Below are 13507 nucleotides of genomic sequence, written 5' to 3'. Positions count from 1 at the left end.
CGGGCCCGCGCAGCAGGATCGCGAACCGTTCGCCGCCGTCCGCGCCGAGGTAGAACCCGCAGGAGACGCAGGCCAGTTCGGCGTCCGGGGAGACGGGCAGGTGGGCGTAGTCGACGGCGCCGAGCACGAACCGGTCGTAGCGGTCGGCGGCTTCGAGGATGTCGCCGAGGGTGAGGTCGCCGTGGTGCTGGGCGCCGCGCATGCCGACCAGTTCGTAGGAGCGGTGCTCGGGGGCGAACCAGCGCTCCAGGGCGAGGTGGACGTTGGGCAGGTCGTAGGGCGGGTAGGCGGCCTTGACCACGGGGCGGTCGGTGGGCGCGGTCCCGAGGTGCTCGCGCAGCCGCCTGCTGAGGTCGCGCGTCCCGTCGGCGTCCGGGTCCCGGCGCCGGGGGCGGGCGACGGCCGTCAGGAACTCGTGGAACAGCCCGTTGATCTCCTCGATCGACAGCGGCGAGGGCTCGCGTCCGGCCCCGTACCGTGCCTCGTACTCGCGGGCGCTGACGATCTCCGGTCCGTCGGACTCCCCCATGGACGCCTCCGTGCGTGCGGTCGTGGTCCCCCCGAGACCCTCCACCCTGGGCCCCGACCAGCGCACGGGTCAAAGCATTCGGGGCGGCTACGACGAAACGACCGACGCGGCCCACGGGCACCGAGACCGACAGGCACCGCGGCCGACAGGCGCCGAGAAACGCTGCTGCGGGAGATCACCGGCCCGTGGGCCTGAACCCGCGGCCCTACACGGGGACTCCCGCGGCCTCCTCGACCTCCAGCAGGGACGCGCTCTGCCGCTCCTCCTCGAAGGCCCTGCGGCCGCCGCGCAGCCCGAACAGCCGCTTGGCGAGGGCGATGTAGAGGACGGCGAGGATGTTGAGGACCAGGGTGGCGATCTTCAAGTAGCTGACGTGCTCGGTGAGTTCGTAGATCTCCAGCGGGAGGAAGGCGGCCGTGGCGACGACCGTCAGGTACTCCGCCCAGCGCTTGGCGTACCACAGGCCGACCGCCTCGACGAGCTCGATCAGCGCGTAGGCGAGCAGCAGCGCGGCCACCAGGACCAGCGTGGAGTGCTTGTAGCCGAAGGTCTTCTGGATCGTGCCGACGACCGGCGAGTGGTCGAGGTCGTAGTGGAAGTGCTTGAAGACGGGCCGGAAGACGTCGAGGTACTCGTCGAAGAGCCGGCGCACCGCGTCCTGGCTGTTGCTGAACTTCCACACGGCCGCCGCGACCAGCACGATGAACACGCCCCGCACGGCCCGCTCGACCGCCAGGAAGCGCAGGATGAACAGGTCGCGCAGCACCTTGCCGCGCGGCACGAGCGGCGCCTCGGCGGCCGGCCCGGAGCCGTGCGGCTCGCCCAGCACGAAGTCGCCGCAGCGCAGGCACCGCCACACCTCGCCGAGCGCGGTGTCGGCGTGCAGCCGCACCCGCAGCCGTGGGTCGTCCGGCGCGTAGGTGACGTGCCCCTTGCGGGCGCACGTCCGCCGGTCCCAGTCGATCTTCATCCCCCGTGCCTCCATCGCGCGTACGTCCGTGCCGTGCCGGTTGATCCGGCACGGCACGGTAGTGCATCGCACTGAGGGACGACGGAACGGGGGCGGTCAGTTCACTCCGCTGCCGACCAGTTCCTTCTCCTGCTCCTCGGCGGCGTCCGTCTCCGCCGTCCGCCCGCGCGGCAGCAGCAGTGCCACCAGCACGGTGCCGATGCCCAGGACCACCGCGCCGACCAGGCTGGTGTGGGCGACTGCGTCCGAGAAGGAGGAGGAGACGGCGTCGGCCATCTGCCGGGCGCCCTGGGCGAGTTGCTGCGCCTGCGCCTTCAGCTGGGTGGCCTGCTGCGGGTCGGAGGTCCGCGCGGCCTGCTCGGCGAGCCGCTGCGCCTTGTCGCCGATGCCCTGCGCGACCGCGTAGCCGGCGCCGACCGAGTCCTGGGCGGTGGCCAGGGTGGCGGCGGGGAGCTTGCCGCCGGCGGTGGCGTCGGCGAGGTGGCCGGAGTAGGAGGTCGCCAGCAGCGAGCCGAGGATCGCGATGCCGAGCGAGCCGCCGAGCTCGATCGAGGTGTCGTTCACCGCGCCGCCGACCCCGAGTCCGGACTCGGGGAAGGAGCCCATGATGGCGTCCGTGCAGGGCGAGAGCGCGAGGCCGATGGCCAGGCCCAGGATGACCAGCGGGGCCACGAAGTCGCCGTACGAGGAACCGGAGTCGACCTGGGTGAGCAGGGCGAGGGCGGTGGTGCCGCCGACCATGCCCGCGGTGACCGTCCACTTCATGCCGACCCGCGGGGTGAGCCAGCCGGTCAGCGCGGAGCCGGCGAAGACCGCGCCGGCGAGCGGGAGCATGCGCAGGCCGGTGCCGAGGGCGTCGTAGCCGAGGACGAACTGCAGGTGCTGGGTGAGGTAGTAGAAGGCGCCGAAGACGGCCAGGAAGAAGAGGGCGACGGCGAGGTTGGAGCCGGCGAACCGGCGTCCGGCGAACCGGCGGACGTCGAGCACCGGGCGCGGGTGGCGCAGCTCCCACAGCACGAAGACGACCAGGCCGGCACCCGCGACGACCGCGGCGGTGACGGCCCGGGCACCCCAGCCGAAGTGCGGGCCTTCGATGATCATGTAGACCAGCGAGCCGATCCACACCACCGACAGCAGTCCGCCGACGTGGTCGATGCGCTCGCGGTGGGCGGCGCGGGACGGCGGGACGAGGACGAAGGCGGCGACGAGCGCAACGGCGGCGACGGGCACGTTGATCAGGAAGGTGGAGGACCAGCCGTGGTGCTCCAGCAGCGCGCCGGCGACGACCGGGCCCGCGGCGATCGCGAGGCCCGCCGTGGCGGTCCACAGGGTGATCGCCTTGGCGCGTTCGCGGCGCGGGAAGGTGGCGGCGAGCAGGGACAGCGTGGCGGGCATGATCAGCGCGGCGCCGGTGCCCATGACGGCACGGGCCGCGATCACGGTCGCGGAACTGCCGGCGAGGGAGCCGAAGACGGCGCCCGAGCCGAACACCACGAGCCCGAGGGCCAGGGCCCCGCGGCGGCTGTACTTGTCGCCTATCGCCCCGAACAGCAGCATCAGCGCCGCGTACGGCACGGTGTAGCCGTCGATGACCCACTGCAGGTCGGCACTGGACAGACCCAGGTCGCGGGTCATGTCGGGGGCCGCGACCGTGAGGGCGGTGTTGGCCATCACGATGATCAGCAGGCTCAGGCAGAGCACGAGCAGGGCCCACCAGCGCCGCGGATAGAGGCGGGTCGTGTGGTCGACCGGTTCGGTCACGAGGAGTCGCATGGCAGGGGTGGCCTTCCTCAGCGAGAGCGTTTCGCGCACAGCGGGGGTGCGTGGTGGATGCACAGCGGCGATGCGTGGTGCGGACGCACTGCGCGGATGCACTGCGGGTTGCACAGCACTGTGCATTTGCACAACACTGTGCAATATACGCCTGTTGCACGGTGCTGTGCAAGTCGCTGCGGGAGAGGCACAATGTCAGCCATGACCACGGGTAACACCAGCCGCGCCGACGCAAACCGCCGTCGCATCCTCGACGTCGCCCTCGCCGAACTGCTGCGCGACCCCGACGCGTCCATGGACCAGATCGCGCGCGCCGCGGGCGTCGTACGACGGACGGTGTACGGGCACTTCCCGAGCCGTGAGGCGCTGGTCGGGACGCTCGTCGACGGAGCCGTCGAGGCGGTGGCCGCCGCGCACGCGGCGGGGCGGGAGGGGGCCGCGGGGCCGGCGGAGGCGGTGGCCCGCGGCACGCTCGCGGTGTGGGAGATCGCCGACCGCTACCGCATCCTGGTCGCGCTGGCCCAGCGCAGTGTGACGGTGCAGGGCATCCGGGACCGGCTGGCGCCGGTGCGCGAGGCGTGTGCCGAGGTGCTGCAACGCGGCCTGGACGAGGGCGTCTTCAGCTCGCCGCTGCCCGCGCCCGCCCTCGCCTACGTGCAGGAGCAGATGCTGTTCGCGGTGATGGAGGCGGTCAACGACGGCCTGCTGGCAGCGCGGGAGGCGGGCCGCTCCGCCGCGGTCTCACTACTGACCGCGGCGGGCGTACCCGCCTCCGAGGCCACCGGGCTGGTGGCGAAGCTGAGCGATTGAGCTGTTGTCCCGGGGGAGAGGGGCCGGGCGGCTGAGCGACGGGGGGACACCCAGCCGCCCGGGGCGGTGGGGGGCTACGCCTTGGCCAGTTCCTTCTCGCCACCCTGTTCCGGGATCCCGGCGCGGGGCCGGTCGCCCTCGTCGAGGAGGGTCGTCTCGTCGAAGGGCAGCTCGCCGGCGAGGACCTGGCGGACCCGGTCCCTGTCGATCTCCTTGGTCCAGGTGCCGACCAGCACGGTGGCGACGGAGTTGCCGGCGAAGTTGGTCAGCGCGCGGGCCTCGCTCATGAAGCGGTCGATGCCGACGATCAGGCCGACGCCGTCGACCAGCGCGGGCTTGTGCGACTGAAGACCACCGGCCAGGGTCGCCAGGCCGGCGCCGCTGACACCCGCCGCGCCCTTGGAGGCGAGCAGCAGGAAGAGCAGCAGCGGGATCTGCTCACCGATGGACATCGGCGTACCGAGGGCGTCGGCGATGTAGAGGGACGCCATGGTCATGTAGATCATGGTGCCGTCGAGGTTGAAGGAGTAGCCGGTCGGGACGGTGATGCCGACCACGGCCTTGCTGACGCCCAGGTGCTCCATCTTCGCGATGAGCCGCGGCAGCGCGGACTCGGAGGAGGACGTGGACAGGATCAGCAGGAACTCCCGGGCGAGGTACTTGAACAGCGAGAAGATGTTCAGCCCGGAGATGATCCGCAGCAGCGCGCCGAGCACGACGAAGACGAACAGCACGCAGGTGACGTAGAACCCGAGCATCAGCACGGCGAGGCTCTTGAGCGCGTCGAGACCGGCGGATCCGACGACGGCGGCGATGGCGCCGAAGGCACCGACGGGCGCGGCCCACATCACCATGGCGAGGATGCGGAAGACCAGCCGCTGGACGTGCTCGATGCCGCGCAGCACCGGCTGCCCGACGCTGCCCATGGCCTGCAGCGCGAACCCGGCGAGCAGCGCGATCAGCAGGGTCTGCAGGACCTGGCCCTCGGTGAAGGCGGAGACGAAGGTGGTCGGGATGATCGACAGCACGAAGTCGACGGGGCCGAGCGCCTCGGAGTCGACCTGGCCGTGCCCGGAGGCCTTGACGGCTTCGGTGAGGTGCAGGCCGTCGCCGGGGTGCAGGATGTTGCCGACGACGAGGCCGATGGTCAGCGCGACCAGCGACATCACCAGGAAGTAGCCGAGGGCGATACCGCCGACGGCGCCGACCTTGGCGGCCTTGCGCACCGATCCGATGCCGAGCACGATCGTGCAGAAGATGATCGGCGAGATCATCATCTTGATCAGGTTCACGAACCCGGTACCGAGCGGCTTGAGCTCGACACCGGCGTCCGGCCAGATGAGCCCCACCGCGATACCGAGCGCCACCGCGGCGATGACGGCGATGTACAGGTAATGGGTACGGTCCCGCTTCACGGCGGGTGCGGCAGGTGCCGTATCGGGGGTGCTGGCGGCCACGGCTGCCCTCCTTGACGTCTTCGTCGGCAACACCGGCGTGCGGCTCACGTCCGGGGGTGTGGGGGGTCGGGCCGGATGCGGACCGGCCCGGGGGGATTGCAGGTGACTATGGCCTGCGCTGTGAGGGCGGTCACCCTTCCGTTCATTTAGTTCACGATTGACCGAGGAGGCACACTGACGGCATGCGCATCCCCCTGCCCCGACCCCGCAGCCTCGCCGGCCAGCTCTTCGCCATGCAGGCCGTGCTGATCGCGGTGGTCGTCGCCGGGTACGCGCTGTTCACGTACGTCAGCGACGAACGGCAGGCCGAGCAGGCGGCGGCCCGCCAGGCGATGTCGGTCTCCCGCTCGATCGCGGACGCTCCCTCCGTACTGGCCGCGATCCACACCCCGAAGCCCAGCGCCCTGCTCCAGCCGTACGCGCTGAAGGTGATGCGGCACGCGGACGTCGACTTCGTCACGATCATGGATCCGCACGGCATCCGCTGGACCCACCCCCGCAAGGACCAGATCGGCAGGCACTACCTCGGCAACATCGAGCGCGCTCTCCAGGGCGATTCCTTCACCGAGACCTACACCGGCACGCTCGGCCCCTCCGTCCGCGCGGTCACCCCGATCAAGGACGGCTCCCGCATCGTCGGCCTGGTCAGCGCGGGCATCAAGGTGGACGCGATCAGCAAACGGGTACGCGGCCAGGTCTCGGCCCTGCTCGGCGTCGCGGCCGGCGCCCTCGCGCTCGGCGCGGTCGGCACGTACGTCGTCAACGCCCGGTTGCGCCGCCACACCCACGGCATGAACGCGGCCGAGCTCAGCCGGATGCACGACTACCACCAGGCCGCGCTGCACGCCGTACGGGAAGGGCTGCTGATGCTGGACGGCCAGTACCGGGTGGCGCTGATCAACGACGGCGGGCGGGAGCTGCTGGGCGCCCCCGGCGACGTGGTGGGCCGCTCGGTCGCCGACCTCGGCCTGCCCGCACCTCTCACGGGCGCCCTGCTGGCGTCGGAACCACGAGTGGACGAGGTGCATCTGACGGCCGACCGGGTGCTGGTGGTGAACACCTCGCCGGTGTCGGGCGGGGAGCGGCGGGGCACGGTGGTGACGCTTCGGGACGTGACGGAACTGCAGTCGCTGATGGGCGAGTTGGACTCCGAACGGGGCTTCACACAGGCGCTGCGCTCGCAGGCGCACGAGGCGGCGAACCGACTGCACACGGTGGTCTCGCTGATCGAACTGGGCCGGGCGGAGGAGGCGGTGGACTTCGCGACGGCCGAACTGGAACTGGCCCAGGCGCTCACCGACCAGGTCGTGGCGGCGGTGAGCGAGCCCGTTCTGGCCGCGCTGCTGCTCGGCAAGACGGCGCAGGCGAACGAGCGGGGCGTGGAGCTGGTCGTGTCGGACGACAGCCGGCTGGACGACGGCGTCCTGCCACCGTCGCTGCCCGCGCGGGACCTGGTGACCATCCTCGGCAACCTGATCGACAACGCGGTGGACGCGGCACAGGGGAGCGTGCGGGCGCGGGTGACGGTCACGGCGTACGCGGAGGGGAGCGAGCTGGTGCTGCGGGTGGCGGACACGGGGGCCGGGGTCGAGCCGGGCCACGCGGAACTGGTCTTCCAGCGCGGCTTCTCGACGAAACCGACGGAGCCGGGCGGCCGGGGGCGCGGGCTGGGCCTCGCGTTGGTGCGACAGGCGGTGCAGCGGCACGGGGGGACGATGTCGGTGGCGGAGGCCGACGGGGGCGGAGCGGAGTTCGAGGTGCGGTTGGCGTTGCGGGGGGAGGGGACGGAGGGGGCTGTTGCCGGGGGCGCGGCTGCCGGGGGTGAGGTTGCTGAGGGCGGGGGCGCCGGGGGCGAGGTTGCTGGGCGCGCGGTTGCCGGAGGCCAGGTTGCCGGGGGCGCGGCTGCCAGGGGTACGGCTGCCGGGGGTGAGGTTGCTGAGGGCGGGGGCGCTGGGGGCGAGGTTGCCGGAGGGGCGGCTGTCGGTCGTTCGGTGACGGGAGGTGTCGTATGACGGGCGGCGGTGTTTCGGCGGGCTCGGTCTCGGGCGGACAGCGGCAGCCGATTCGGGTGCTGGTCGTGGAGGACGACCCGGTGGCCGCCGACGCGCACGTCCTGTACGTCGGCCGGGTGCCGGGCTTCGTGGCCGTGGGAAAGGCGCACTCGGGGGCGGAGGCGCGGCGGCTGCTGGATCGTACGGCGGTGGATCTGCTGTTGCTGGACCTGCACCTGCCCGACGTGCACGGCCTGCAGTTCGCGCGGTCGCTGCGGGCGGCTGGGCATCAGGCGGACGTGATAGCGGTGACGTCGGCGCGGGATCTGGCGGTGGTGCGGGAGGGGGTGTCGCTCGGGGTCGTGCAGTACGTGCTGAAGCCGTTCACGTTCGCGACCCTGCGGGACCGGCTCGTGCGGTACGCGGAGTTCCGGGGGGCCGCGGGGGAAGCGAGCGGGCAGGACGAGGTGGACCGGGCGCTGGCCGCGCTGCGGGCGCCTTCGCCTGCGGCGCTGCCCAAGGGGTTGAGCGGGCCGACGCTGGAGCGGGTGACGGGGACTTTGCGGGAGTCGGCGGAGGGGCTCACGGCTGCGGGGGTGGCGGAGGCGGTGGGGATCTCGCGGATCACCGCCCGACGGTACCTGGAGCACTTGGTGGAGGCGGGGCGTGCGGCCCGGGCTCCGCAGTACGGGACTGTGGGGCGACCTGAGTTGCAGTACCGGTGGGTTCGGGGGGAGCGGGGGCGGTAGGGGGCGGCGTTCGTCGGTCAGGGCGACGGCCCAGATGCGGGCTCGGGCGGCTTCGGCGGGGGCGTGTGCCTGGTCGCGAAGGCGTCGGCGGCTTGGAGGTGGGCGGTGCGGGCCTGGGCGGGGTGGTGAGCTGCCTTGTGAACGTCGGCCGGGTTCCGGAGGATCTGGCCCCGCCGCGGCCAGCGCCTGCGCCTAGGCACCGCGTCCAGCCCGACCGCCCGCGCCGGCTCCCGACCGCCCGACGCCCCGCGTCTCCGCTCGCGCCCTCGGCCAGGGCCGTCAGCAACGCCGCTCTCATGTGCCGATCCGCCCCCGATCCACGCCACAAGCCGTAGCTCAACGGTTCGACGTCAGACGGACGTTGACGGGGTGGACGCGGCCGGCGGAGCTGACGCGCTCCGCGGGGGCCGCGCGTACAGCACCACCTGCACACCCAGACCGGCCACGGCGAGCGCCTCCACCACCGACAGGGTGATGAGTCCGCCGTTCCCGCCGCCGCTCCAGAACACGACCAGCGCGGCGAGCGGCACCGCGCAGAAGGCGGTCAGGTCGACGGCGAGTTGGATGGCCTTCCGGGAGGACCGGCGGGCGTCGCCGCGATGGGCCGTCTCCCAGCCGAAGACCTCCACCTCACGGCCGCCGTCCGCGAGGTGGGCGAGCCGAGGCGCCAACTCGTCCCGCACGTACCGCCCGATCGCCGAGATCTTCTCGTCGTTGACGAGGTACGTCCACCCGAGCACGACGCACACCGGTGGCAACGCGAGCAGCATCGACGCCTGCTTGGCCTGCGCCGCCGCGGCGATCACGGCGGCCACGACGGTCAGCGTCACGTACAGCAGATTGTCCCGGAACCCGATCCGCGCCTTCTGCTCGTCCTTGACGCTCTGGTACTCGGCGAGCAGCAACTGCCCGACACCGACATCCCGCTCCGCCATGCCACCGTCCCCTCACCGACTGCGCGAACCTGCGCTGACCTGCATCATTACAGACCAGGAGCGTTTTTTTCCTACCCATGGTGTTCGGAACGGGCAGGAAAACGCTCCGTGTCGCTGCCGCAGTCGCTGATAAAGGAAATCGAAGCCAGAACAGGAATGACCGGCTTCTCGGCAGTCGTCTCCGAGGCCTTGGAGCAGTGGCTCGCCATGGCCAAGCTCCGTGAGGTCGTCGATGCCGACGAACGCGACTTCGGACCGGTCGGCGACGACGCTCTCAGGCAGGCGGAGTCCGAATGGTGAGCAGACGCGTCAAGGCGAAGATCATGGGCGGAGGCACACTGGTGCTGGACGCTCAGGTCCTGTCCTTGCACGTTGACGGTGACGAATCCATGCGCACACGGATCAAGGCCGCTGAGGACAACGGCCGCCGTGTGGCGCTGTCCGCCCTGACCCCACTTGAGGTCCGCCGCACAGGGCAGGCCGCCAAGCGTCTCGCCTTCGTACTGTCGCGGTTCGATGTGAAGCCGGTCGACGACACTGTGCTTCAGGCCGCGAGCCGTCTCCCGGATGCGACCGGTCTCGATGGCCACGAATGCCTCGTCGATTCCGTCGTCGTCGCCACCGCGGCCCTGTGTACAGCACCCGTCCGGCTGGTGACGTCCGGCAACTCCCACATACCGAAGCTCTGCGCTGCCGCCTTGGAACTCCCACAGCAGCCCGTGATCGGGCTCATCACCGTCTGAAGCGTTTGAACGGTCTGAACCACCTGAATCGCTTGACCGGCCCATGGCACCGACGCCCAACTCCCCTCCGATGGCGCCGCCTTGGCAGTACCGTCGCAGTGTGCCGAACACACCGTCGCCCACCGCCGTGATCCTCACCGCTCTCGCGCTCGAATACACCGCCGTGCGCTCCCACCTCACCGACCGCGAGGAACTCGTCCACGAGGACGGAACCCGGGTCGAGTACGGCCGCCTCGACGGCACGGAGTGCACCGTGGCCGTGGCCGAGTTGGGCGAAGGGGTCGTGAACGCCGCCGCGCTCACCACGCAGATCATCTCCTGGCTGCGCCCGCGGGCCGTGCTCTTCGTCGGCGTCGCCGGCAGCCTCAAGGACGATATCGGCATCGGCGACGTCGTCATCGGCACCAAGGTGTACGGCATCCACGGCGGCAAGCAAACGCCCCAGGGCTTCCAGGTCCGGCCCGAGGCCTGGCACGGGTCGAACGCCCTTGTCCAGGCGGCGCGTTCCGCTGTGCGGGACATGCCGGACGTACGGGCGCACTTCAAGCCGATCGCCGCCGGCGACGTGGTCCTGGCCGACTCCCGCTCCGAGATCACCCGGCATCTGCGCGAGTACTACAACGACGCCGCCGCGATCGAGATGGAGGGGTCGGGGGCAGCGCACGCGGCGCATCTGAACGGGCAGTTGGACGCGGTCGTCGTCCGCGGGATCAGCGACCGGGCCAACGACGGCAAACGCGAGGCCGACGCCTCGGGCTCCCAGAAGCAGGCCGCGGAGCAAGCCGCCTCGGTGGCAGTGGCGGTACTGCGCAAACTCCGGCCCAGGAAAGGTGCGTCCACCGACCGCGCCGGCTCCGAGGAGGGTCCCCAACGCCACGGCGGAGACGACAGGGCGACGTACGGCGGAGACCACATCGACTTCAGGGGCGGGACCTTCTACGGGCCAGTCGTCGGAAAGAGGCAGGGCTAGGAGTCGGCGCACCACCCACGGTCCGGTACCCCCCCGCCACCGCCACCCTGCCGCCCCGCCCGCCGGGCTTCACCGGCCGCGCGGCGGAACTGGATCGCCTGCTCCCCCGTCTCGTCCCCGCCGAGGACGACTCCGCCGCCCTCCCTCTCCTCATCTTCGCCGTCACCGGCATGGGCGGCATCGGCAGGACGGCACTGGCGGTGGAAGCGGCTCACCGGGCCCGCGCGGAGGGCTGGTTCCCCGGCAGGACGCTGTTCGTGGACCTGCGCGGCCACGACGACGACCCGGTCACGGCCGATCAGGCGGTACTGGCCCTGTTGGACGCGCTCGGCGTACGGGACCGGGATCTGCCGCCGACCTCCGAGCGCCGGTACGACGTGTATCGCGCGTTGCTCGCCGAGCGTCGGGACAGGATGCTGCTGATCCTGGACAACGCGTCGGACCCGTCTCGGTTCCTGCCTCTGCTGCCCGGCACGGATCACCACAGGGTGCTCGTCACCTCCCGGGACCGTCCCGACGCGCTGCCGGTACGCCTCATCGGCCTGAGACACTCGCCCCGGACGATTCCGTGGCCCTGGTGACGCGGGCTCTGCACGACACCGACGAACGCGACGAGCGCCCGCAGCAGGAGCCGGACGCGCTGCGCGAACCCGCCCGTCGCTGCGGCCACTTGCCCCTGGCGCTCCAGATCGCCGCGGGCATGCTGCGGCGGCGACGCCATCGGGCCATTGCCTCCCTCGTGGCCGACATGAGAGTTCGAGGACTGGTACGGCGAGGGACGGGCGCTCCAGAACTCGGCCCGTGCCTTCCAGGAAGCCCACCGCACCGCCGAGGCCCGCGCCGCCCACCTTCAGGCCGCGGACGCCTACACCCGCGCCAACGCACCCGCCGAAGCATCCCAGGCCCGCGTCCGGGCCGCCGGACTCCCTGAGTAACCACCGCGCGCATCCGCGTCCCACCCCCAATCCGCCGCACACACATTGACCTGACTAGACCACTCCACTTACGTTCACCGGGCAGTCATCCCGCGCCACAACGACGTGAAGCCGCAGGAGGTCATGCCCGTGCGCCCCACCGCCGCCTTTCCCCTCCTCCCCGTCCTCCTCACCACCGCCCTCGCCGCCACCGCTCTCACCGCCTGCGGTGGCGGATCCGGCAGTGACCCGGACACCGTGAAGGTCTCCTTCAAGCAGTCCACGGACAACTCGATCCACGTGATGGACGACTATCTCGCGGACATCAAGAAGCAGTTCGAGAAGCAGTACCCCGGCAAGAAGGTCGAGCTCGTCCCCATCAAGGCCCCGGACTCGGAGTACTACACCAAGCTCCAGCAGATGCTCCGCTCCCCCAAGACCGCGCCCGACCTGGTCTACGAGGACACCTTCCTCATCAACTCCGACATCACCAGCGGGTACTTGAAGCCCCTCGACCCCTACCTCGCCAAGTGGCCGGACTGGAACCAGTTCATCGACACCGCGAAGACCGCCGCGAAGGCGGAGGACGGCAAGACGTACGGCGTCCCGGACGGCACCGACACCCGCGGGCTCTGGTTCGACAAGGGCGTCTTCAAGAAGGCCGGCCTGCCCGCCGACTGGCAGCCGAAGAACTGGGACGACATCCTCACCGCCGCCCGCACGATCAAGAAGAAGGTCCCCGGCGTCACGCCCCTCAACGTCTACACCGGCAAACCCGCCGGCGAGGCCGCCACCATGCAGGGCTTCGAGATGCTGCTCTACGGCACCGACGACGGTACGACGGACCCGCTGTACGACAAGTCGTCGAAGAAGTGGTTCACCGCCGGGCAGGGCTTCAAGGACGCCCTCTCCTTCGTCCGGACGGTTTACAAGGAGAAGCTCGGCCCGTCCGTCGACACCGCCCTCGACCCCAACATCCAGACCATCGTGCGCGGTGACCTCCTCCCCAAGGGCAAGCTCGGCATCGACCTGGACGGCTCCTGGCTGCCGCAGGACTGGCTGACCGGCGCCGGCCACGAATGGCCGCAGTGGTCCAGCGAGTTGGGGCTGGCGTACATGCCGACGCAGCACGGCCAGGCCCCGGGCAAGGTGAGCATGTCGGGCGGCTGGACCTGGGCGATCCCCGCGAAGGCCGGAAACCCCGACCTGGCCTTCGACTTCATCAAGACGATGCAGACGAAGGCGAACGCCCAGAAGTGGTACATCGCCAACTCCGGTATCGCGGTGCGGAAGGACGTCGCGAACGACCCCTCGTACGCCAAGGCCCAGCCCGGCATCAAGTTCTTCACGGACCTCGTGTCGAGCACCCACTACCGGCCCGCCTACCCGGCGTACCCGAAGGTCTCCACCGCCATCCAGGAGGCGATGGAGGGCGTCACGACGGGCGACACGTCCGTGGACAAGGCGGCGAGCGGCTACGACGACGCGCTCAAGGACGCCACGAACAATCAGGTCACAGAGCAGTGAACGGCGGCCCGCACCGATGACCGCCGCGGCCCCGCACGCGAAGACGAAGGACCGGTCTCCGGGCGGGCGGCCACCCGGCCCCCGCCCGCCGGGCCCCCGCACCCCGCCCCCACCGCTCCTCCGCGCCCTCACCCGGGCG

Annotated in this window: 11 protein-coding genes and 2 pseudogenes; 8 read left to right on the top strand and 5 right to left on the bottom strand. The window is 71.2% G+C overall.

Going from position 1 to position 13507, the window contains the following annotated elements; all coding sequences use genetic code 11:
• From ACYF6T_RS43355 to ACYF6T_RS43345, 3 genes and pseudogenes are all read right to left on the bottom strand, one after another.
• Positions 1–529, bottom strand: a pseudogene (locus ACYF6T_RS43355) (AAA family ATPase); the annotation flags it as partial.
• A 205-nt stretch (positions 530–734) separates the two neighbouring features.
• Positions 735–1499 carry a DUF2127 domain-containing protein gene (locus tag ACYF6T_RS43350; protein ID WP_461703489.1) on the bottom strand — a complete coding sequence of 255 codons (765 nt, stop codon included), beginning with the start codon at positions 1497–1499 and terminating at the stop codon, positions 735–737.
• A 96-nt stretch (positions 1500–1595) separates the two neighbouring features.
• Positions 1596–3272, bottom strand: a complete 1677-nt coding sequence (locus ACYF6T_RS43345) for an MFS transporter (RefSeq protein ID WP_461703488.1) — start codon at positions 3270–3272, stop codon at positions 1596–1598.
• A gap of 192 nt (positions 3273–3464) precedes the next feature.
• On the opposite strand from ACYF6T_RS43345, the gene ACYF6T_RS43340 reads away from it, so the two are divergent.
• Positions 3465–4082, top strand: coding sequence for a TetR/AcrR family transcriptional regulator (locus tag ACYF6T_RS43340; RefSeq protein ID WP_461703487.1), 618 nt, complete (start codon positions 3465–3467; stop codon positions 4080–4082).
• A 74-nt stretch (positions 4083–4156) separates the two neighbouring features.
• Here ACYF6T_RS43340 and ACYF6T_RS43335 read toward each other — a convergent pair whose 3' ends face one another.
• A complete protein-coding gene (locus ACYF6T_RS43335) occupies positions 4157–5539 on the bottom strand; it encodes a cation:dicarboxylate symporter family transporter (RefSeq protein WP_461703486.1) in 1383 nt (460 codons plus the stop codon).
• A 182-nt stretch (positions 5540–5721) separates the two neighbouring features.
• Between ACYF6T_RS43335 and ACYF6T_RS43330 the strand changes: the two genes are divergently transcribed.
• A complete protein-coding gene (locus ACYF6T_RS43330; RefSeq protein ID WP_461703485.1) occupies positions 5722–7551 on the top strand; it encodes a sensor histidine kinase in 1830 nt (609 codons plus the stop codon).
• Positions 7548–8279 (top strand): response regulator, encoded by a 732-nt coding sequence (locus tag ACYF6T_RS43325; RefSeq protein WP_461703484.1) that lies wholly within the window; start codon positions 7548–7550, stop codon positions 8277–8279. Before ACYF6T_RS43330 ends, ACYF6T_RS43325 begins: the two co-directional genes overlap by 4 nt.
• 350 nt (positions 8280–8629) lie before the next feature.
• On the opposite strand, the gene ACYF6T_RS43320 is transcribed toward ACYF6T_RS43325, so the two are convergent.
• On the bottom strand, positions 8630–9214 hold the full coding sequence (locus ACYF6T_RS43320; protein WP_461703483.1) for a hypothetical protein: 585 nt from the start codon (positions 9212–9214) through the stop codon (positions 8630–8632).
• Between the two features lie 108 nt (positions 9215–9322).
• Between ACYF6T_RS43320 and ACYF6T_RS43315 the strand changes: the two genes are divergently transcribed.
• From ACYF6T_RS43315 to ACYF6T_RS43295, 5 genes and pseudogenes are all read left to right on the top strand, one after another.
• Positions 9323–9514, top strand: coding sequence for a hypothetical protein (locus ACYF6T_RS43315; RefSeq protein WP_461703482.1), 192 nt, complete (start codon positions 9323–9325; stop codon positions 9512–9514).
• Complete coding sequence (locus ACYF6T_RS43310; RefSeq protein WP_461703481.1) at positions 9508–9957, top strand: hypothetical protein; 450 nt, start codon at positions 9508–9510, stop codon at positions 9955–9957. Before ACYF6T_RS43315 ends, ACYF6T_RS43310 begins: the two co-directional genes overlap by 7 nt.
• Positions 9958–10057: 100 nt before the next feature.
• Complete coding sequence (locus ACYF6T_RS43305; RefSeq protein WP_461703480.1) at positions 10058–10927, top strand: 5'-methylthioadenosine/S-adenosylhomocysteine nucleosidase; 870 nt, start codon at positions 10058–10060, stop codon at positions 10925–10927.
• Positions 10928–11025: 98 nt separating this feature from the next.
• A pseudogene (locus ACYF6T_RS43300) lies at positions 11026–11681 on the top strand (NB-ARC domain-containing protein); the annotation flags it as partial.
• A 304-nt stretch (positions 11682–11985) separates the two neighbouring features.
• Positions 11986–13368 (top strand): extracellular solute-binding protein, encoded by a 1383-nt coding sequence (locus ACYF6T_RS43295; RefSeq protein WP_461703479.1) that lies wholly within the window; start codon positions 11986–11988, stop codon positions 13366–13368.
• Positions 13369–13507: the final 139 nt, after the last annotated feature.

It is taken from the genome of Streptomyces sp. 7R007, assembly GCF_054850255.1.
This window is presented reverse-complemented; position numbering and strand designations above follow the sequence as displayed.